Genomic DNA, 19136 nt, shown 5'->3' on the forward strand with positions numbered 1-19136 from the left:
AGGTTCACATCGAACTCCGCGTCTCCGCGTGAGTCCCAATTACCGGAACAGCCCGCTATCGGCGAGCCCGTCGAAGATGAACTGCATCGCCAGCGCCGCCAGCAGCACGCCGGAGACGCGCGCGATGACGTTGGCGCCGGTCTTGCGCAAGAGCTTCATCAGCCGGTCCGACGCCAGCATCGCGCCGAAGGTCGAAAGCACGATCAGCCCCAGCGCCGCCAGCACCGCCGCCATGTCCAACGGCCCATGCGCCTTGCCCATCAAGAGGACGACCGCCGTCATGCTGCCCGGCCCCGCGGTCAGCGGGATCGCCAGGGGGAACACCGCGACGTCGGTCTCGTGGCTTTGCGCCTCGTTCGCTTCGGTGGGCGTGATCGAGGAGATCGCCGAATGCTTCGCCAGCAGGAGGTCGGCCGCCACCATCAGCAGCAGCACGCCGCCGGCGGTGCGGAAAGCCGGCAGGCCGACGCCGATCAGGCCCAGGAGTTGGATGCCGCCGAGCGCGAAGGCGGCGAGCACCACCGCCGACACGGCGGCCGAGACGATGGCGGTGTTGCGCCGCTCGGCCTTGTCCATGCCGGCGGTCAGCGCCAGGAACATCGACCCGACCTCGACCGGCCCGACGGCGACGAACAATGTGGCAAGCGCGGTGGGAAAGAGATGGAACATGGCGAGCCCATATCCGTCGTCGGGGCGCCGGGCAAGGGCCCGCAGCACTTGCACGGACAGCGTCCGTACGATAGGTTGCTGCTCTGGAGACACGACATGGCCACCGCCATCCGCGACGATCGCATCGAACTGCGCGCCAGCAAGGAAGAAAAGCGCCTGTTGGTTTCGGCGGCCGCCGAGGAGCGTCTGGACGTGACGAGCTTCATCATGCGCCGCGTGATGCCCGCCGCGCGCGAAGTCGTGGAGCGGTCGGAGCGGGTAGAACTGTCGGAACGCGACACCGCGCGGGTCCTGAAGCTTCTCGAGAATCCGCCCAAGCCCACTCCGGCGCTTCTGGCGGCCGCTCGCAGGCGCGCGCTGCGCAAGTGAGCCTTGCCTGGCGCGAAACGGCCATCGGCAAGCAGCATGATCGCAAGCGGTTCGATTGCGGCGTCCAGGCGCTGAACGACTATCTCGTGCGCTTCGCGCGCCAGAACCATGAGAGCGGCGGCGCCAAGACGTTCCTGGCAACCGCCGCCGAAGAGCCGAACCGCGTGCTCGGCTATTACACGGTCAGCCCCGGAGCCGTCGCCTTTTCCAGCGTTCCGCCCAGCCTGGCGCGCGGTCTCGGCCGTTATGACGTGCCGGTCTTCCGGCTCGGGCGCTTGGCGGTCGACCGTTCGGCGCAAGGCCGGGGCCTGGGCGCCGATCTGCTTCTCGCGGCCGGCGAGCGATGCCTGGCGGTCGCGGCCGAGGTGGGCGGCGTCGCGATGGCGATCGACGCCAAGGACGACGCGGCCGCCCGCTGGTATCTGCGTTTCGGCGCGCTGAGATTGCTCGACGAACCCCTCCGTCTGGTTCTCCCCCTCGACACCATCGCGCAGGCGCTGGCGCGGGCGACGCCGGGCCGATGACCTTCACCCCTTGAGGAATTCCACCATCTGCGGCACCGCGGCGCGATCCTGCAGCATGAACATATGGCCGCCCTCGTAGAAGCGCAGCACCGATCCCGCGATTCGCGCCGCCATCTTCTCCTGCGTTTGCGGCAGCGCGATGCCGTCATAGCGGCCGGCCGCGATCATCGTCGGACATTTGATTTGCGGCAGCCGGTCATAGGTGTCGTGATGCGCCCGCGCCTCGACCTGGCGGCGATAGCCTTGGGCGTGGCCCGGCTCGTCGGCGTAAGGATCGGCCGCCGCGAAGGCGACGAGCTGCTCATATAGCTGCGGATTGGCCGCCTGCCACGCCGCGTCGCGCCGCGTGTCGCCGATCGGGATCATGTGCCGCGCGCGTTCGGCGGCGCTCATATGCTCGAACTCGTGGAGCGGGAACGACGCGCCGCCCGCCCCGCCCGGCGAGGTGCAGCCGAGCACCAGCCGCTCGACCTTGCCCGGATGCCGGAGCACGAATTCCTGCGCCACCATCCCGCCGAACGACAAGCCGATCACCGCCGCGCTCGCCCAGCCGATGGCATCCATCAGCGCCGCCGCGTCGTCGGCGTATTGCGCCATGGTGTAGGGCACGTCCGGCTTGGAGGTCTGCCCGAGGCCGCGCTGATCGTAGGACAGGATGTCGAAGGCCTTGGGAAACGGCCCGTCCATCTGGCTGGGCTTCATCCGAAGATCGGAGCCCGATCCGGAAATGAACAGCAGCCGCGGCCCGATGCCGGCGCGCTCATAATAGATGTCGATATCGCCGGCAGTCACGAAGGTCATACGTCCGTCCGATCGTCGTCCAGGTCAGGCGTTTCGACAACCCGTCTGTTTTGCGGCATCGCGGGACGAAGGCCCCAGATGCGCGAATCCGAAGATCTCAACAACTCGCGCCAGGCACCGGGCGAGCCTAGAACGCGAAGCGCGACCAATAGATCGGCAGACAGCAGCACGACGCCGCCCAGGCCCAAGACGCCGCCCGCATGCGCGACATGGTCCGCCAGAAACAGCAGCAGGATCGCCAGCCCGAAGACCGGCAGCACAACGCCCAGGATCGCACCTCGCTTGGTCATGCTTCTCCCCTCGGCCGATGCTGTCGTTTTGCCGGCCATCTGACAAGCGGTCGGTGAATTCATGCTCTCGCCACATCCTGCGCCTCCTTCCGCCACACTCCACGCCCAGCCTTCCCCAGCCTGCTCGAGGGGAGACCTGCCATGGCCATGACGACGAACACCGCCGACGGCGAAGCCATCGCCGACATGAACACCACGCCCTTGATCGACGTGATGCTGGTGCTGCTCACGCTCCTGATCATCACGCTGCCGCTGCAGACCAACGCGGTGAAGATCGACCTGCCGCACGGTTCCCCGCCGAGGACGCCCCTGGTGGTGACTCTCGGAATCGATTTCGACGGCACCGCGCTCTGGAACGGCGTGCGCGTCGACCGCGCGACGCTCGATGCCGACCTCGCCTTCGCCGCGCGCCAGGACCCGCAGCCCGACATCCATGTGACCGCCAACCGGCTGGCGCGCTACGACGCGGTCGCCCGCGTGCTGGCCGACGCCGCCCGCGCCGGCGCCACGCATATCGGGTTTACCGATACGCGGGGCTATTGAGCGCCGGCCGCACAACGCTTCACCGCAGATCGGCGAACTTCTTGCCTTCCGCCGCCAGCTTCTCCAGCAGCGCCGCGGGCTTGAACGCGTCGCCCATCGTGGCCTGGAACGCCTTCAGCTTCGCCAGCACCTTGTCGAGGCCGATGGTGTCCGCGTAGTGCATCGGGCCGCCGCGATAGACCGGCCAGCCATAGCCGTTCACCCACACCACATCGATGTCGGAGGGCCTTATTGCTTTCTTCTCTTCCAGAATCTTCGCGCCCTCGTTGATCATCGGATAGAGGCAGCGTTCGAGAATCTCGTCGTCGCCGATCTGCCTCGGATTGCGCCCCGACTTGGCGACGAAATCGTGGATGATCTTCTCGGTCACCGGCGACGGCTTGGCGGCGCGCGTCTCCGGGTCATAGTCGTAATAGCCGGCGCCGGTCTTCTGCCCGCGCCGGTCCGCCTCGCACAACACGTCGCGGATGGTCTCGCCGTGCGATTTCTCCTTCACCCAGCCGATGTCGAGGCCGGCGAGGTCGCTCATCGCGAACGGCCCCATCGGAAAGCCGAAATCGTAGAGCACGCGGTCGACATCCCACGGCATGGCGCCTTCCAGCACCATCTTCTGCGCCTCGCGACCGCGCGCGCCCAGGATGCGGTTGCCGACGAAGCCCGGGCACACGCCGACCAGAACCGCGATCTTGCCGATGGTCTTGGCCAGCTTCATCGAGGTCGCGATCACCTCTTTGGAGGTGTGGTCCGCGCGCACGATCTCCAGCAGCTTCATCACATTGGCCGGCGAGAAGAAGTGCAGGCCGATGACGAATTCCGGCCGCTTGGTCACGCCGGCGATCTCGTCGATGTCGAGGCCGCTGGTGTTGGTCGCCAGGATCGCGCCCGGCTTCACGATGGCGTCCAGCTTGGTGAAGATGTCCTTCTTGATGTCCATGCGCTCGAACACCGCCTCGATCACGAGGTCGCAATCGGCCAGCGACGCCATGTCGAGCGAGCCGGTGAACATCGCCATGCGCTTGTCGACGTCCGACAGCGGGAAGCGGCCGTTCTTGGCGCTGCGCTCGTAATTGCCGCGCACCACCTTCAGCCCGCGGTCCAGCGCGTCCTGCTTGACCTCCACGATGGTCACCGGGATGCCGGCATTGACGAAGTTCATCGCGATGCCGCCGCCCATCGTGCCGGCGCCGATGATGCCGACCTTCTTGATCGGGATCAGCTTGGTGTCGTCCGGCACGTCGGGGATCTTGTTCGCCTGGCGCTCGGCGAAGAAGTAATAGCGCTGCGCCGCCGATTGCGCCCCCGTCATCAGTTCGATGAACAGCTTGCGCTCGACTTTCAGCCCGTCCTCGAAGGGCAGGTTCACCGCCGCCTCGATGCACTGGATGTTGGCTTCCGGCGCCTTGAAGCCGCGGAACTTGCGTGCGTTGGCCTTGCGGAAATTCGCGAAGATCTCCGGATGGCCCTTGGCCGCGTCGGTCTTGGCGTTATTGTCGCGCACCTTCACCAGCGGCTTGTTCTCGGCCAGCACCTTCTTCGCGAAGGCGATGGCGCCGTCCTTCAGCCTGCCTTCCTCGGCGAGCGCGTCGACCAGCCCCATGGCGAGGCATTCCTTGGCCGGCACGTGCTGGCCGCTGGTCACCATCTCCAACGCCTTCTCGACGCCGGCGATGCGCGGCAGCCGCTGCGTCCCGCCCGCGCCCGGCAGCAGGCCGAGATTCACCTCCGGCAGGCCGCATTTCGCGCTCGGCACCGCGACGCGGTAATGCGCGCACAGCGCGACTTCGAGGCCGCCGCCCAGCGCCGTGCCGTGGATCGCCGCGATCACCGGCTTGGGGCTGTCCTCCATCATGGCCTGCACGTCGAACAGCGAGGCACCCTTCATCGCGCCGCCGAATTCGGAGATGTCGGCGCCGGCGATGAAGGTGCGCCCGTCGCAGATCAGCACGATGGCCTTGACGTCGGGATCCGCGATGGCCGCCTTGAAGCCGCCGTACAATCCGTCGCGCACATTCGCCGACAGCGCGTTGACCGGCGGGGAGTTCAGCGTGATCACGCCGATCTCGCCGTCCTTGGAAAAGTCGGTCACGGAATTGATGATGGTCATGGACGTCCCTCGCGGTTTGTTCTGGGCGACAAAAAATCAGGCCAAGGGCGCGAAGTCGAGTCACATATCGAACGTCCGCTATGCCGCAGCGTCAGCCGGGGAGCGCCTTGAGCACCTTGCGCGCGAACGTCGCCATGTCTTCCTTGCCGCCGCTCTCGTACCAGGCCTGTGACGAGACCCTGAGCGCGCCGGCCGCCGTCATCGCCGCCAGCCGCGCCTTGAGGTCGCCCGGCTTCAGCCCCTTGCGCGCGGCCAGCGCCGCGGCCAGCGCTGTCTCCAGCCGGCCGTACTTCATCTGGCTGCGGTCGCGCAGCGCCGGCGTCTCCTGAACCAGTCGCATCAGCGCCCAGGCTTCCTCGCGCGGAAAAGGCTGGGCGCAGGCAACCATGGCGTTCAGCGCGATGGTCAGCATCGGCAGCGATTTCGGCTCGCGCCCCACCGCCGCCGCGATGTCGTCCATCGAGGAATCCATCCAGTCGAACGCCAGGTCCTCCTTGGACTCGAAATAGTGGAAGAACGTCCGCCGCGATATCCCGGCCGCGGCCGCGATATCGTCGAGCGTCACCGCGTCGAAGCCGCGCGCCACGAAGAGCTTGAGCGCGCCTTCGATGATCCGCGCCCGCGTCTCGGCGCGCTTGCGCTCGCGCAGGCCGGGGGTGGTTTTGCTCGTCTTCGCCATGGCCGCCAATTTGGGGCGAATTTGCCCTCCTTGCAAATTTGCACTAAGTGCACATATCATCCTGGCAACGCCGAGGACACGCGCATGGCCGACTGGACCGCGAAAGACATTCCCGACCTCGCCGGCATATATGCCGTCGTCACCGGCACGGGCGGGCTCGGCTACGAGACCGCGCTCCAGCTCGCCCGCCACGGCGCCGAGATCGTGCTCGCCGGGCGCAATCCCGAGAAGGGGGCCCAATCGCTCGCGAAGATCCGGGGCCTGGCGCCTTCCGCGAAGATCGTGTTCGAAGCGCTCGATCTCGCCGATCTCAAATCCGTCGCCGCGTTCGCCGCGCGGATGAACGCGCAGGGCCGGCCCATCGACCGCCTCGTCAACAATGCCGGCGTGATGGCGTTCCCGACGCGGCGCACCACCGTCGACGGCTTCGAGGCGCAGTTCGCCACCAACCATCTCGGCCATTTCGCGCTCACCGCGGGGCTCCTGCCGCTGCTGCGCGCCGCCAAGGCGCCGCGGGTCACGACCGTGTCGAGCCACGCGCATCACATCGGCAAGATCCGCTTCGGCGATCTGCAGGCCGCGCGCCGCTACCGCCCCAGCCGCGCCTATGCGCAGTCCAAGCTCGCGAACCTGCTGTTCATGCTGGAATTGCAGCGCCGCTCCGACGCGAAGGGCTGGGGTCTGATGTCGAATGCCGCCCATCCCGGCGGCTCGATGACCGATCTATTCGCCAACGGTCCGGGCTATCGCGCCGGGCTGATGGGCAGGATCGAATGGCGCTTCATGAACTTCATCGCGCAATCGCCCGCCGACGGCGCGCTGCCGCAGCTCTTCGCCGCCACTTCGCCGGATGCCGGGCCCGCGGCCTATTACGGCCCGCAAAAATTCTTCGGCCTCGGCGGCCCGCCCGGCCCGGCGCGCATGTCGAAGCGCGCCCGCGATCCCAAGGTCGCGGCGCGTCTGTGGGAGGTTTCGCAGAAGCTGACCGGCGCGACGTTCGCTTAGCGCCCCAGCTCCCGCACGATCCCCAGCGCCTCGTCGGCGACGTAGGGATTGGTCTTGCGCTCGCGCCCGAAGGTCGAGATCGGCCCGTGCCCGGGCACGAAATGCATGTCGTCGCCCAGCGGCCAGAGCCGCCCGGTGATCGAGTCCACGAGCTGCTGGTGATTGCCGCGCGGAAAATCCGTCCGCCCGACCGAGCCCGCGAACAGCACGTCGCCGACGAACGCCACCTTGGCGCCCGTATGGAAGAACACGACATGTCCCGGCGTGTGCCCCGGGCAGTGCCGCACGCCGAGCACCGCCTCGCCGACGCTCACCGTGTCGCCGTCCTCGAGCCAGCGCGTCGGGGTGCAGTTCTCGGCTTCCGCGAAACCGGGCCGCTTGGCGTTGCGCCCCAATTCGTCGAGCAGGAACTGGTCGTCGCGATGCGGTCCCTCGACCGGAACGCCGAACTCGCGCGCCAGCTTCGCGGCCCCGCTCGCATGGTCGAGATGGCCGTGCGTCAGCAGAACCTTCTCCAGCGTGATGCCTTCCCGGGCGAGCGCGGCCTTGATCCGGTCGAGTTCCCCGCCGGGATCGATCACCGCCCCGCGCCTGGTGCGCGTACACCACACCACCGAGCAATTCTGCTGGTAGGGGGTCACGGGCAGGATCGCGGCCTTGATCGGGGTCTGTTCCATGCCATTTGAGATAAGGCGTCGGCTCGGCTAGGTCCATGGCGTCCCGGGGGAGACCCCCTCGGCAAAGCGTTCAAACAATTAGCAAACCGAGCAGGTAGCAGATTTGTAACTTTATTACGCTATTTTCACGGAAGATGGCGTAGCCGGTGTGCAACAACCGGCGGAAAAGCCGGGGAAGTCCTCGGCTTTGCTGGAAAAGCAAAGTCTACGCTGTTAAGTTGGTCGGGACCGGAAGGTCAGAGTGGGATCGAAGGTGTCATGAACGGATCGCTGCGCCGCGCACTTTGCGCTGCCGCGGGAGCGCTTGCGCTCACCGCCGGCGCCGCGCATGCGTCCGCGCCGGTGTTCGAGCCGATCGCCACGTCCCTCCCCGAATTGTCCTACGGCCCGGTGCCCGATGCGCGTCCGGCGCCGGCGGACGGCGCGACCAGCGTGGCGCTGCTCGACGGCATCGCGCTCGAAGTCGGCGGCAAGGTCGATCTCGGCGGCCGCATCGCCCCCGTCGACATGTCGAACGCCCACGCCTTCGACGGTCTCTTCATCTCCGCCTCGGCCTTCGGCGCGCCCTATGCGGCGCTTGCCAGCGGCGGCGGTTTCATCGGCGCCGCCGCCACGCTTTCGAAGAATCTGCGCATCAGCGCCGGCCTGCAAAGCGTCGTCGCCGGCGCCTCGACCTACGCGCCCGATGCCGCGACCGCGCTGGTCCGGCTCGGCGAGCCGGCGCCCTTCGCGCAGCGCAGCGCCGACGCGCTGGTCGCCGGCGTGTCCTGGGACGCGGCCAGATGGGCGAGCTTCGGACTCACCGCCTCCAACGTGATGGAGCGCGACGCCATCCTCGGCAATGCCGCGCCGGGCGCCAATGCCAACACCACCGCGCTCGGCCTTTCGGCGCGCGTGCGGCTCGGCGGCGGCTGGAGCACCACGGCGTCGTTCAGCGAAGGCATCAGCCAGCTCGACGTGAAGTCGGGCGTCGCGCCCGCCTTCGGGCCGGCGGATTCGCTGCGCACCCGCTCCTACGGCATCGCCATCGCCAAGAACGGATTGTTCGGCGACGACACGCTGGGCGTCGCGGTCAGCCGTCCGGCGCTGGGCGAGGGCGAGTTCGTGGTCATGCCGGGCAATGCGAGCGCCGCGCCGTCCTTCTTCGCGCGCAACCACCTGCTCGACCAGATCGGCGCCGCGCAGGAGACCGATGTCGAGATCGGCTATGTCACGAGCTTCCTGGACGGTTCGCTGGCCTTGCAGACCAACGCGTCGTTCCAGATGAACTATGCCGGCCAGAACGGCCAGAACGCGGTGTCGCTGCTGAGCCGGGCGCGGATCAAGTTCTGAAGAATTCCCGCGCCGTCTGGCGCACCGCGTAGCACATGCGTTCCCCCCATCGAATTCGAAAGGGATGAGCCGTGGCAGTCAGGAAAACCAGGAAAGCCAAGTCTCCGAAGACGACCGCCCGTCCGCGCGCGGCGAAGAAGCTCGCGAAACAGGCCGGCAAGAAGAACCTCGCGCCCAAGACGGCCGCCAAGCGCGAACGCGCCAAGCCGGCGCGCAAGCAAACGCCGGCGATCGCCAAGACCCGAACCGCGACGACCGCCAGGGACACAGTCGCGAAGGGCTTCGACGTTGTCACCCATGCGGGACGATCGGTGGTTGCCGGCGCCGTGCTGTCGGGCCGGTCGAGTTTGCCGCGCCCTGGTAAGGAACAGCAGAAAGAACGGCGGACGCGGTCGGCCGCGGTCGGGTTCGTGCTCGCCGGCCAGCCGGTTTTTCCCAGGCCGGGTCAGGAGACCGACGACCAGGACGCGGAGTAGGCGGATCGCGGGAGACGGCGCGTGATCAGCGAACTGCCGCAACTGTTCGGAAAGAACTTCCTGATCGGCTTCGTCCTGCCCGCCATGCTCCTGCTGCTGACGCTCGCCTTCATCGGCGACCTGCACGGGCTCACGCATTTCCGGGCGACGACCGAGGGACTGCTCGCCGCCGACGGAAAAAAGGATTTCGGCCTTCCGGTGCTTCATCTGGGCCTGCTCGTGGTCGCGGGCTGGATCGCGGCCACGCTGCTTCTCGGCGTGAACTATCAGATCACCCAGGCGCTGGAAGGCTATGGCGCGTTCAATCCCATCGGGCTCCTCGTCCATTATCGGCGCTGGCACTATCGCCGCCTCGTGGCGAGCAGCGACGGCAAGCCCAAGACCGACAAGGAGAAGGCCGCGCAGGACGCGGCGTTCATCACGCTGGCGCAGGACTATCCCGAGGACGAAGCGCTGGTGCTCGCCACGCGTTTCGGCAATGCGCTGCGTGCCTCGGAGCGCTATCCGCAGGTGATCTACTACATGGAACCGATGCAGATCTGGACGCGGCTGCAGAGCATCGCGCCGCAGTCGCACCTCGATTTCCTGGCCGACCAGAAGGCCTCGATGGATTTCTTCGTCAATCTCTGGTTCCTCAGCTTGATAGCGGCGGCCGCCGAGCTCGCCGCCGGCTATTGGGTCGACCATCGCGTCGTCTGGCCCTTGGTCGCGGCCGCGCTGGTCGCGGCGTTCGCGGCGGCGAACGGCGCGCGCACCCAGGCGATGCAATATGGCGAACTCGTCAAGACCACCTTCGATCTGTATCGCGGCGCGTTGGCCGAGCAGCTCGGCGTCGTGTTGCCGGCGACCTTGAAGGAGGAACGCGCTCTGTGGCTGTCGGTCTCCCAGGGCATGCTGTTCCGCGATCGCAAGGCGGCCGCCAAATGGGATGCGTTCCGTAAGAAGCCGGATGCGAAGCGCGAGCCGTTCGCGCCGGCCGGCCGTGTCGCGAACGCCAGACCGGTCAAGCGCTGGACCTTGTAATCGCGATTTGCCGTTATTGCGGGCATCGCCCGGCTCCGCCGCGCCCGCGCGCATCGCCAGCGAAACCTGCTTGCCCGTCGTGCGATCCGCACGGATATCGAGCATTCGGCGCCCTGTCGCACGGCAAGATGCCGCTGTTTACAAAACCTTGGTGGAAATGTTGTCGGTCCTTCGCCGCCGACGCTTACGACCCAAATCGAACGCGCGCATTTCGCACGCAAGCGTCATCGAGTGGGGCACATGATGAATTCGTCCAAGCGCAGCGCGCTGAAATGCGCGCTGTATCTCAGCACGACCCTGGGTATCGCGTACGTCGCCGTCGCGCCGGCCATCGCCGCCGACGCGGACAATGCGACGCCGATCGAGACCGTGATCGTCACCGCGGAGCGGACGACGCATTCCGCGGTCCAGATCGGCGGCCTGCAGGCCCAGCGCCTTCTGCCCGGCATCAGCCCGCTCAAGGCCATCGAGACGCTGCCCGGCGTCGTCTACGAGACCTCCGATCCCTGGGGCAACAACGAGCAGAACGAGTCGCTTCTCGTCCACGGCTTCACCCAGCAGCAGCTCGGCTTCACCCTGGATGGCGTGCCGCTCGGCGACCAGCAATACGGCAACTATAACGGCCTCTCGCCCAGCCGCGCGGTGACCAGCGAGAACGTCGATCATGTCACGCTGGAATCCGGCGCCGGCTCGCTGGGCGTCGCCTCGACCAGCAATCTCGGCGGCGCGATCGAGACCTTCTCGAGCGATCCGTCGCAGGACTTCGGCGTCGACCTGCGCCAGACGCTGGGCAGCTACTACACCTCGCGCACCTTCGCGCGCCTCGACACCGGCGATCTGGGCGACGGCAATTCGGCCTATGTCTCCTATCTCCACCACGACGCCCGCGCCTGGGACTTCGACGGCCATCAGAAGGACGACCAGGCCAACCTGAAATTCGTCCACCAGGACACCAACGGCAAGCTCACCGTCTTCGCCGACTACGGCTACAAGGTCGAGCCGAACGAAGACGCCACCGGCTACGGCAACCAGCAGACCGCCGCCGCCGCCGGCTTCACGCCTTATATCCGCCCGTTCCTGTTCCCCAACCTCGCCGCCGCCATCGCCAGCCTCAGCCACGGCACGCCGCCGGCGGCGCAGGGCAACAATTTCTCCAACTACGACAGCGCCGCCCAGCGCGAGGACGCGCTCGCCTATGTGCAATATGACTGGAACATCACGAACGACATGACCTGGTCGAACCAGGCCTATTTCCACCACGACACCGGCCGCGGCATCGTCGCCGGCCCGATCAACCAGGCGGGGCTGCCGGGCCTCTTCGGCATCTATTTCCCCAGCCTGGTGGTCGGCGGCAGCCCGACCACGACGGCCTCGCTCGACAACATCGTCACGAAGTTCGGCGGCACCGGCTATGAGGTGCGCACGACCGAATACCGCATCAACCGCACCGGCGAGCGCTCGACCTTCAACTGGCAGCTCGGCGACCATCAGATCGAGGCCGGCGTCTGGTACGAGCGCAACGCCTCGGCCACCGGCCGCCGCTGGTATCCGTTCGGCGGGGCCAATAACGACCTGACGCCCTATGACGTGCCGCGCAATCCGGCCTTCACGCAGTACGACGTGCGGATGAAGACCGACGACGTGCAGATCCACGTCCAGGACCAGTGGCGCATCCTGCCGACCCTGCTGCTCCAGGCCGGCGTCAAGGCCAGCCTGCAGACCGCGAGCAACGTCGTGCTCACGCAGCAGCAGAACCTCGCGGCCGGCAATGCCTTCGGCCTGCCCGCGACCAATCCGCCGGTGGTGTTCCCGACCGGTTCGATCACCTCGGACAACTGGTTCCTGCCGCAGGTCGGCGCGATCTGGGACGCGACCGACAACGAGCAGGTGTTCGTCAACGTCCAGAAGAACATGCGCCAGTACATTCCCTATGCCGCGGGCAGCAATTTCTACGGCGCCTCGCCGTGGAGCCTGGGCAGCCAGCAGGCCTTCGACAACTTCAAGGCGACGGCGCATCCGGAGACGTCATGGACCTATGAAGCGGGCGTGCGTTCGCATCGCGACATCGACTTCGGGCCGCTCACCGCCGTCGAGGGGCAGCTCAGCTATTACCATGTGAACTTCTCGAACCGGCTGTTCAACGTGGCGACCTACAACTTCATCAACCCGAACCCGTCGATCCTGGTCAATGTCGGCGGCGTGACGACGGACGGCGCGGATCTCGCGACCACGCTGCATTTCGGCGATCATTTCCAGTTCTACAACGGCCTGTCCTACAATTTGTCGACCTACGACACGAACTACTCGACCGTCTCGGGCGGCGTGTCGACGGTCGTGCCGATCGCCGGCAAGCAGGTGCCGCTGACGCCCAACTGGCTGGAGAAGTTCGTGGCCAGCACCAATTGGGACTCGTTCGAGGCCCAGGTCACGGGCGATCTCGTCGGCCGCCGCTTCGCCTCCTATCTCAACGACCAGAAGGTCGCCAGCACCTTCCTGGTCGGCCTGGAGGCGAGCTACACCGTCGATCTGCCGCTGAACGAATACCTCCACCGCCTGAAGATCAGCGTGAACGCCACCAATCTGGGCGACGTCCAGGGCGTTTCCACCGCGGTGGTGACGGGCGCCTCGGGCGGCTATCAGGCCTACCCGCTGGCCCCGCGCATGGGCTTCGTGACCCTGGGCGTGAACTACTAGAGGAGCGTCCGGGCCTCGGCGGGCCGGCGGACTTTATCGGGGCCGTGCAAGCAGAGATTGCTTGCGCGGCCCTGCTTCTTTAAAAGCGCCCTCTCGCCCACGCACCCAAGGAACAAGCCGATGGCCGGCCCCGAATTCGTCTATGTGATGAAAGGTCTTTCCAAGACCTATCCCGGCGGCAAGCAGGTCCTGAAGGACATCTGGCTCAGCTTCTATCCCGGCGCCAAGATCGGCATCGTCGGCGTCAACGGCGCCGGCAAGTCCACCCTGATGAAGATCATGGCCGGCCTCGATCCGGATTTCACCGGCGAGGCTTGGGCCGCCAAGGGCGTGCGGATGGGCTACCTGCCGCAGGAACCGACGCTCAATCCCGACAAGGACGTGCGCGGCAACGTCATGGAAGGCGTCGCGGCCAAGCAGGCGCTGGTCGACCGCTACAACGAGATCGCCGCCAATTATTCCGACGAAACCGCCGACGAGATGGCCCGCCTCCAGGACGAGATCGAGGCCCAGGGCCTGTGGGATCTCGATTCCCAGGTCGACCAGGCGATGGACGCGCTGCGCTGTCCCGATCCCGACGCCGATGTCTCCACGCTGTCGGGCGGCGAGCGCCGCCGCGTCGCGCTGTGCAAGCTGCTGCTCGACGCGCCCGACATCCTCTTGCTCGACGAGCCGACCAACCATCTCGACGCCGAGTCGGTCGAATGGCTGGAGAAGACGCTGCGTGACTACAAGGGCTGCATCATCCTCGTCACCCATGACCGCTATTTCCTCGACAACGTCACCGGCTGGATCCTGGAGCTCGACCGCGGCAAGGGCATCCCGCACGAAGGCAATTATTCGTCCTTCCTGGTGGTGCAGGAGAAGCGGTTGCGCCAGGAAGGCGCCGAGGAAGCGGCGCAGGAGCGCGCCATCGCCGCCGAGCGCGAATGGATCCAGAAATCGCCCAAGGCCCGCCAGGCCAAGTCCAAGGCGCGCATCAACGCCTATGAAGATCTGGTGGCCAAGAGCAACGAGCAGCGCAGCGTCACCAACCAGATCATCATCCCGGTCGCCGAGCGCCTGGGCGGCGTGGTGGTCGAGGCCGAGGATCTCGCCAAGGGCTATGGCGACCGTCTGCTCTACGAGCATGTGAATTTCAACCTGCCGCCGGGCGGCATCGTCGGCGTCATCGGCCCCAACGGCGCCGGCAAGACGACATTGTTCCGTATGCTGACGGGCCAGGAGGCGCCCGATGCCGGCATGCTGCGCATCGGCCCGACCGTGCAGCTCGGCTATGTCGATCAGAGCCGCGACGCGCTCGATCCCAACAAGACGGTGTGGCAGGAAATCTCCGACGGCCTGGATGTGCTCGAACTCGGCAAGCGCACGATGAACTCCAGAGCCTATGTCGGCGCCTTCAACTTCAAGGGCGGCGACCAGCAGAAGAAGGTCGGCCAGCTCTCGGGCGGCGAGCGCAACCGCGTGCACCTCGCCAAGATGCTGAAGTCCGGCGCCAACCTGCTCCTGCTCGACGAGCCGACCAACGATCTGGACGTCGACACGCTGCGCGCGCTGGAATCGGCGCTGGAGGAATTCGCCGGCTGCGCCATGATCATCAGCCACGACCGCTGGTTCCTCGACCGCATCGCGACCCACATGCTGGCCTTCGAGGGCGACAGCCATGTCGAATGGTTCGAGGGCAATTACCAGGACTACGAGGCCGACAAGAAGCGCCGCCTCGGCATCGACGCCGACCAGCCGCACCGGATCAAGTACAAAAGGTTCGCGCGGACCTAAACGTCGGGCGTGATCAGCGCGACGTCGGGAAAATATGTCCGATAGCGTCGCACATCGCGCGTCAGGATCGGCAGGCCGACGATCTGCGCATGCGCGCCGATGAAGAAGTCGGGAAGATTGCTGGTCCGCGTCCCGCCGGCGCTTCGATAACGGCCGAAGACTTTGCCGGCCAGGAAAAGCGCGGACTTGGGTATCGCCTGAAATTGCAGGTCGATGTCGCGCAGCGATTGATCGAGCGCGATCTCGTTGGCGCTGTGCACCGCGATCTCGGAATAAACGACTTCATCGACGAACAGGGCTCTCTGCGCGGCCTGCTTGTTCAACGCCTCGAAAGACCATTCGAACCACGTCGGGTCCCGCGCGAGGATGTCGATGACGACATTGCTGTCGATCAGGGTCACTTACGCTCGCCGGTGACCGGGTCGCGCTCGCCGCGTGTCATATCCATGATCTCATCGGTCGTGATGCCGCGAATGACACCACGCTTGGACACTTCCAGGAGGCGTGCCCTGTAGTCGTCGCGGGCCCCTTGCTTCTCGATGATGATGCCGCCCGACGCAGTGGCGCGCACCTCCACCTTGTCGCCGGGCCCAATGCCGACCGCGTCGCGGACGTCCTTGGGCAGCGTCACCTGGCCTTTTATTGTCACAGTGGTCGTCATGACCGCCTCGGTATTACTTCCGGCGAAGAGTAATACCACCGCATTTTGCGGTCAAATCGCGAGCGTTACCGCACCGCCGTCGCGAGCAGGCTGGTGCGCTGGTTCCACTGGAACTGGCTTTGCACCAGTTGCACGCCGATCAGCGCCGTGGCGCCGAGCGCCTTGGCCTTCTCTTCGAGCTCGGCAAGGCATTCCGCGAAGGAATTCTCGTTGACGCCCTCGACGCTGGCATAGAGAACGCCCAGCTCGACTTCCGTCTCGGCCCTGGCGGGCAGTGTTGAGATGCGCATTGTGCTAGCCCCTAATTGCCGCGATCGATGTCGTCCAGAACCGCGAGCGAGGATTCGAACGCCGCCGGCTCCAGCGCCAGAGGCCCGGCGAAGGGCCGGTTCAGCAGCAGCATGATGTAGATCAGCGTGCCGATCATCACCGCCATCACCGTCGCCATCATGACGTGCAGCCAGCGGCGGTCCATGTAGAGGAAGAAGCTCATCGTCACGATCACGACGCCGCCGCCGACCGCGCCCAGCCACATGATGCCCGGCAGCGACTCGCCGGCCTGCACCAGCCGCTTGTTGCGGATGGCGGTGACCTGCGTGACCGTCTCCAGGAACACCATATTGGCCTGGCCGTGCGCCTGCAGCACCGCCGGATCGATCTTGGCGAAGTCGCGGAACATGTCGCCGAGCTGCTTGCGCGCCTTGGAGCTGCCCTTGGAGCTGTACTCCAGCGTCGGCCATTCCTCATGCGCGACGATGTCCAGATAGGCGCGCACTTCGCGGCGCACCGCGGCGCCGTGCTTGGCCGACATGCCGTCCGCCAGGCGGTAGAGCGGCACCATGGTGGTGGCCTCGGTCGCGGCGTTCTCCTTGGCGGCGCCGTAATTCTCCCACACCGCGATCACCAGGAAGCCCAGCAGCACCGCGTAGAGGACGCCGGCATTCAGGAACATCGGCACCAGGACGTCGTTGTGCCCCTCCGAGACCTGATGATGGATCAGCTTGCGCACGACGATGACGCCGATGGCGGCAAAGGCGCCCGCGCCGCCGATGACCAGGATTGCCAATAGCAGCGCGTTCATTTTGCCCCCAAGCCCACCGAAAAACTCGCCCCAAGAAGCAAGAAAGGCATCGCGATATTGTGTCGGCAACTTACATCTGCGTCATGAACGGCGCGCCGCGTCTACGCCATCGCCACCAGGACGATCGCGCTCGCCATGGTCAGCACCAGCACCGGGATCGCCCAGGTCAGGTAGGTGTAGGTCTGCTCCTGCACCCAGCGCCCGAACAGTTTCTCCACCACGTTGAAGCGGTAGAACACGACGTTGATCAGAAGGCTCAATCCCAGCGTGATGTAGTTGAGCGCGAACAGCCGGTTCACCGGATTGTCGCCGGTGCTCAGGACCTGGTAGGCCTGGTTCACCGTGAAGTTCAGCGCGATCACCGCGAACAGCCCGCCGATGATCAGGTTCACCAGTTCGAAGGTCTCGATCCCGAACTTGCCGTCCTCCATGTGGTTCAGCCAGATCGCCAGCAAGGGAATGAGCAGCGAGGCGAACAGCGGAATGAAGATCGACGCCAGCACCGATCCGGGCTCGCGCGCCACCGTCAGCGAGGCGACGGCGCGGGTGTGCATCGCGCCGTACCAGCCCTTGAGCGGCTGGCTGGTCAGCGCCACGGTCTTGATCGACCAGCCGGCCAGCGACGCATCGGGATCGGCCTGGCTGAAGTCCAGATCGTCCTGGTCGTATTGCAGCACCACCTGGTCGGAGGTCTGGTTGCGGATCGCCGCCTCGATCTGCAGCTTCTGGCGGTCGAACGGGAAGCGCGTCACCTCATAGGGCGTGGCGAACTCGCCGGTGACCCGCTTGATCATCTCCACGTCGCCGCTGGGGAAGATGCGCAGGCCCAGATTGGTGTAGGTCGGATCGCCCTTCTCGTTGGCGACCTCGATCGCCGGCACCCAGATAGTGGCGAGCTGCGCCTTCGCGTCGTCGCCGCGATAGACCTTCGGCGGATCGGTCTGTTCCTCGTCGGGACGCCGAAGGCTCGGCACTTCCCAGCGCAGGCGCAGATCGACCGTTCCCTTGAAGGTGCCGGCGTTCTCGTCGAACGATTCCAGATCGACGAAGGCGACGCCGACCTTCACGATCAGCGGCGTGCCCTTTTCCATCGGCATGGTCGGCGGCATCGCGGTGGTGGTCGCGGGCGGCGGCTCCTGGCCGGCGATGGCGATGCCGCCGAGGCCGAGCGCGACGAGCGCCAGCGCCAGCAGCGAGCGCTTCGCGCCGCCGCGCTTCAGAAAGGAGCGCTTCATTCGCCGTGCCCCGGCTTGAACGTCCCCTGAAGTTCGGCGAGGTCCTGGATTTCCTTGCAGAACTTGTCGGTGTCCTGGGCCGGTTCCTCGCCGCCCGCCTCGGCGCGCAGCCGTTCGGTGACGATGCTCAAGGGGCGCAGCAGGAAGCCGCGGATCACGATGATGATGGCGCCGGCCATCAGCACGATGCCGAAGATCGCCGCCGCGATCTGCCAGACGAAGGACTGGCTCGCCGCCGCGCGGGACGGGCTGAAATCGCGCGCCAGCGCGATCACGCCCAGCGACTCGCCGGCGCCGTTGCGCAAGGGCACCAGCAGCACGCCGTAGGGAATCCCGTCGGAATCGCGCGCGTAACGCACCGGCTCGCTCACGCCGGCGAGATCGGCGTCGCCGATCAGCGCCTTCATCAGCACGGCGTTGGTGGTGTGATAGCGGATGAAATGGCTGACGCGGTTCTGGTCGCTGTAGATCGACGGATCGACGCCCTTGGCGATGTCGCGCAGCGGCTTCTCTTCCACATAGAGCGTGGCGTCCAGCCCATAGGTCGCCTTGAGCTGATCGAGCAGCGGGCCGAAATCCAGGCCGAATTCGAAGCTGCCGATATGGGCGCCGGCCGCGTCATGGATCGGCGCGATGCCGAAGATCGCCGGGCCCGAGCGCGCGATGGCGAAGCCCTTGCGCGGCTGGTGGTCGCGGTTCACCGCCACCACCATCGGCCGGCTGCGCGTCAGGTCGTCGCCGAAATTGGCCGGCGATTGCAGGCGCAGCAGCGAGGTCGCGGGCGGAAGGTGGAACTGCGCCTGCGAGACGCCATGGCGGTCGCGCTGCACGGCGAACATCTCGCTATAGAGGGCCACCAGCTTGTTGTGGTCCTTGGCGGCCACCGCTTCGCGCGTGATGTCGAGATCGGCGACCATGTCGGCGCGGGCCAGCGCGCGCTCGGCGGCGCTGTCGAGCGAGGAGGTCAGGATCGACTGCATGAGCTGGTACTGGCCCTGCTCGACCGAGTCGGTCAGGCCGCTGAACAGGCGGTTCGAAACGAAGGTCAGCGTAAGGATGATCACCGCGGACGCTGCGATCAGCGCAACCGGCGCACTTCGGCGGAATGTCATGAATGCCCCTAAATCGAAGGCCGCGCCCAACGGCCCATGTCGCCCGCTAAGTGACAGCTAATGCGGGCACGATCAACAATCT

At 66.4% G+C, this 19136-nt stretch carries 21 protein-coding genes; 9 read left to right on the forward strand and 12 right to left on the reverse strand.

Translation table 11 applies throughout. The features are described from left to right. Window positions 1–39: 39 nt before the first annotated feature. On the reverse strand, window positions 40–669 hold the full coding sequence (locus tag WDM86_01840; protein MEI9988754.1) for a MarC family protein: 630 nt from the start codon (window positions 667–669) through the stop codon (window positions 40–42). A gap of 96 nt (window positions 670–765) precedes the next feature. Between WDM86_01840 and WDM86_01845 the strand changes: the two genes are divergently transcribed. Together WDM86_01845 and WDM86_01850 are read left to right on the forward strand one after the other, a co-directional pair. Beyond that, window positions 766–1038, forward strand: coding sequence for a DUF1778 domain-containing protein (locus tag WDM86_01845; protein MEI9988755.1), 273 nt, complete (start codon window positions 766–768; stop codon window positions 1036–1038). Beyond that, on the forward strand, window positions 1035–1562 hold the full coding sequence (locus WDM86_01850) for a GNAT family N-acetyltransferase (GenBank protein MEI9988756.1): 528 nt from the start codon (window positions 1035–1037) through the stop codon (window positions 1560–1562). The genes WDM86_01845 and WDM86_01850 overlap by 4 nt, the downstream gene beginning before the upstream one ends. A 3-nt stretch (window positions 1563–1565) precedes the next feature. Here WDM86_01850 and WDM86_01855 read toward each other — a convergent pair whose 3' ends face one another. Continuing rightward, window positions 1566–2363: an alpha/beta hydrolase gene (locus tag WDM86_01855; protein ID MEI9988757.1), complete on the reverse strand. Its 798-nt coding sequence runs from the start codon at window positions 2361–2363 to the stop codon at window positions 1566–1568. After that, window positions 2360–2716 (reverse strand): hypothetical protein, encoded by a 357-nt coding sequence (locus tag WDM86_01860; protein ID MEI9988758.1) that lies wholly within the window; start codon window positions 2714–2716, stop codon window positions 2360–2362. The genes WDM86_01855 and WDM86_01860 overlap by 4 nt, the downstream gene beginning before the upstream one ends. Before the next feature lie 78 nt (window positions 2717–2794). On the opposite strand from WDM86_01860, the gene WDM86_01865 reads away from it, so the two are divergent. After that, entirely contained in the window at window positions 2795–3196 is a 402-nt protein-coding gene (locus WDM86_01865; protein MEI9988759.1) for a biopolymer transporter ExbD, read from the forward strand. A 19-nt stretch (window positions 3197–3215) separates the two neighbouring features. On the opposite strand, the gene WDM86_01870 is transcribed toward WDM86_01865, so the two are convergent. Together WDM86_01870 and WDM86_01875 are read right to left on the reverse strand one after the other, a co-directional pair. After that, a complete protein-coding gene (locus WDM86_01870; protein MEI9988760.1) occupies window positions 3216–5300 on the reverse strand; it encodes a 3-hydroxyacyl-CoA dehydrogenase NAD-binding domain-containing protein in 2085 nt (694 codons plus the stop codon). A 91-nt stretch (window positions 5301–5391) separates the two neighbouring features. After that, complete coding sequence (locus tag WDM86_01875; protein MEI9988761.1) at window positions 5392–5979, reverse strand: TetR family transcriptional regulator; 588 nt, start codon at window positions 5977–5979, stop codon at window positions 5392–5394. Between the two features lie 84 nt (window positions 5980–6063). Here WDM86_01875 and WDM86_01880 point away from each other — a divergent pair, with 84 nt between their 5' ends. Beyond that, window positions 6064–6984 (forward strand): SDR family oxidoreductase, encoded by a 921-nt coding sequence (locus tag WDM86_01880; protein MEI9988762.1) that lies wholly within the window; start codon window positions 6064–6066, stop codon window positions 6982–6984. Here WDM86_01880 and WDM86_01885 read toward each other — a convergent pair. Beyond that, complete coding sequence (locus tag WDM86_01885; protein ID MEI9988763.1) at window positions 6981–7661, reverse strand: MBL fold metallo-hydrolase; 681 nt, start codon at window positions 7659–7661, stop codon at window positions 6981–6983. The two genes, WDM86_01880 and WDM86_01885, sit on opposite strands and share 4 nt — an antisense overlap. Before the next feature lie 258 nt (window positions 7662–7919). On the opposite strand from WDM86_01885, the gene WDM86_01890 reads away from it, so the two are divergent. The 5 genes from WDM86_01890 to ettA all read left to right on the forward strand — a co-directional run bounded on the left by WDM86_01890 (window position 7920) and on the right by ettA (window position 14965). Next, window positions 7920–8993, forward strand: coding sequence for a hypothetical protein (locus tag WDM86_01890; GenBank protein MEI9988764.1), 1074 nt, complete (start codon window positions 7920–7922; stop codon window positions 8991–8993). A gap of 71 nt (window positions 8994–9064) precedes the next feature. Further along, window positions 9065–9469 carry a hypothetical protein gene (locus WDM86_01895; protein ID MEI9988765.1) on the forward strand — a complete coding sequence of 135 codons (405 nt, stop codon included), beginning with the start codon at window positions 9065–9067 and terminating at the stop codon, window positions 9467–9469. Window positions 9470–9490: 21 nt separating this feature from the next. Then, entirely contained in the window at window positions 9491–10492 is a 1002-nt protein-coding gene (locus WDM86_01900; GenBank protein MEI9988766.1) for a hypothetical protein, read from the forward strand. 243 nt (window positions 10493–10735) lie between these two features. Further along, window positions 10736–13186, forward strand: a complete 2451-nt coding sequence (locus tag WDM86_01905; protein MEI9988767.1) for a TonB-dependent receptor — start codon at window positions 10736–10738, stop codon at window positions 13184–13186. 120 nt (window positions 13187–13306) lie between these two features. Further along, on the forward strand, window positions 13307–14965 hold the full coding sequence (ettA, locus tag WDM86_01910; GenBank protein MEI9988768.1) for an energy-dependent translational throttle protein EttA: 1659 nt from the start codon (window positions 13307–13309) through the stop codon (window positions 14963–14965). Here the strand turns inward: ettA and WDM86_01915 are convergent. The 6 genes from WDM86_01915 to WDM86_01940 form a co-directional block, all read right to left on the reverse strand. Further along, a complete protein-coding gene (locus tag WDM86_01915) occupies window positions 14962–15366 on the reverse strand; it encodes a type II toxin-antitoxin system VapC family toxin (GenBank protein ID MEI9988769.1) in 405 nt (134 codons plus the stop codon). The two genes, ettA and WDM86_01915, sit on opposite strands and share 4 nt — an antisense overlap. Beyond that, window positions 15363–15626 carry an AbrB/MazE/SpoVT family DNA-binding domain-containing protein gene (locus WDM86_01920; GenBank protein MEI9988770.1) on the reverse strand — a complete coding sequence of 88 codons (264 nt, stop codon included), beginning with the start codon at window positions 15624–15626 and terminating at the stop codon, window positions 15363–15365. Before WDM86_01920 ends, WDM86_01915 begins: the two co-directional genes overlap by 4 nt. A 65-nt stretch (window positions 15627–15691) precedes the next feature. After that, the gene (locus WDM86_01925) at window positions 15692–15916 is read right to left on the reverse strand and encodes a hypothetical protein (protein MEI9988771.1); all 225 of its coding nucleotides are present in this window, start codon (window positions 15914–15916) and stop codon (window positions 15692–15694) included. An 11-nt stretch (window positions 15917–15927) separates the two neighbouring features. Then, window positions 15928–16707, reverse strand: a complete 780-nt coding sequence (locus tag WDM86_01930) for a hypothetical protein (protein MEI9988772.1) — start codon at window positions 16705–16707, stop codon at window positions 15928–15930. A gap of 101 nt (window positions 16708–16808) precedes the next feature. Further along, complete coding sequence (locus tag WDM86_01935) at window positions 16809–17942, reverse strand: hypothetical protein (GenBank protein MEI9988773.1); 1134 nt, start codon at window positions 17940–17942, stop codon at window positions 16809–16811. Then, a complete protein-coding gene (locus WDM86_01940; protein ID MEI9988774.1) occupies window positions 17939–19054 on the reverse strand; it encodes a cache domain-containing protein in 1116 nt (371 codons plus the stop codon). The genes WDM86_01935 and WDM86_01940 overlap by 4 nt, the downstream gene beginning before the upstream one ends. Window positions 19055–19136: the final 82 nt, after the last annotated feature.

It is taken from the genome of Rhizomicrobium sp. (assembly GCA_037200045.1).
Taxonomy (GTDB): domain Bacteria; phylum Pseudomonadota; class Alphaproteobacteria; order Micropepsales; family Micropepsaceae; genus Rhizomicrobium.

Excerpts from the sequence above, each read along its gene's own strand:
- WDM86_01870 (MEI9988760.1), bottom strand. The coding sequence starts at position 5,300 with ATGACCATCATCAATTCCGTGACCGACTTTTCCAAGGACGGCGAGATC.
- WDM86_01930 (MEI9988772.1), bottom strand. The coding sequence starts at position 16,707 with ATGAACGCGCTGCTATTGGCAATCCTGGTCATCGGCGGCGCGGGCGCC.
- WDM86_01855 (MEI9988757.1), bottom strand. The coding sequence starts at position 2,363 with ATGACCTTCGTGACTGCCGGCGATATCGACATCTATTATGAGCGCGCC.
- WDM86_01925 (MEI9988771.1), bottom strand. The coding sequence starts at position 15,916 with ATGCGCATCTCAACACTGCCCGCCAGGGCCGAGACGGAAGTCGAGCTG.
- WDM86_01840 (MEI9988754.1), bottom strand. The coding sequence starts at position 669 with ATGTTCCATCTCTTTCCCACCGCGCTTGCCACATTGTTCGTCGCCGTC.
- WDM86_01890 (MEI9988764.1), top strand. The coding sequence starts at position 7,920 with ATGAACGGATCGCTGCGCCGCGCACTTTGCGCTGCCGCGGGAGCGCTT.
- WDM86_01905 (MEI9988767.1), top strand. The coding sequence starts at position 10,736 with ATGAATTCGTCCAAGCGCAGCGCGCTGAAATGCGCGCTGTATCTCAGC.
- WDM86_01935 (MEI9988773.1), bottom strand. The coding sequence starts at position 17,942 with ATGAAGCGCTCCTTTCTGAAGCGCGGCGGCGCGAAGCGCTCGCTGCTG.
- WDM86_01875 (MEI9988761.1), bottom strand. The coding sequence starts at position 5,979 with ATGGCGAAGACGAGCAAAACCACCCCCGGCCTGCGCGAGCGCAAGCGC.
- WDM86_01885 (MEI9988763.1), bottom strand. The coding sequence starts at position 7,661 with ATGGAACAGACCCCGATCAAGGCCGCGATCCTGCCCGTGACCCCCTAC.
- ettA (MEI9988768.1), top strand. The coding sequence starts at position 13,307 with ATGGCCGGCCCCGAATTCGTCTATGTGATGAAAGGTCTTTCCAAGACC.
- WDM86_01860 (MEI9988758.1), bottom strand. The coding sequence starts at position 2,716 with ATGAATTCACCGACCGCTTGTCAGATGGCCGGCAAAACGACAGCATCG.
- WDM86_01920 (MEI9988770.1), bottom strand. The coding sequence starts at position 15,626 with ATGACGACCACTGTGACAATAAAAGGCCAGGTGACGCTGCCCAAGGAC.
- WDM86_01880 (MEI9988762.1), top strand. The coding sequence starts at position 6,064 with ATGGCCGACTGGACCGCGAAAGACATTCCCGACCTCGCCGGCATATAT.
- WDM86_01940 (MEI9988774.1), bottom strand. The coding sequence starts at position 19,054 with ATGACATTCCGCCGAAGTGCGCCGGTTGCGCTGATCGCAGCGTCCGCG.
- WDM86_01845 (MEI9988755.1), top strand. The coding sequence starts at position 766 with ATGGCCACCGCCATCCGCGACGATCGCATCGAACTGCGCGCCAGCAAG.
- WDM86_01865 (MEI9988759.1), top strand. The coding sequence starts at position 2,795 with ATGGCCATGACGACGAACACCGCCGACGGCGAAGCCATCGCCGACATG.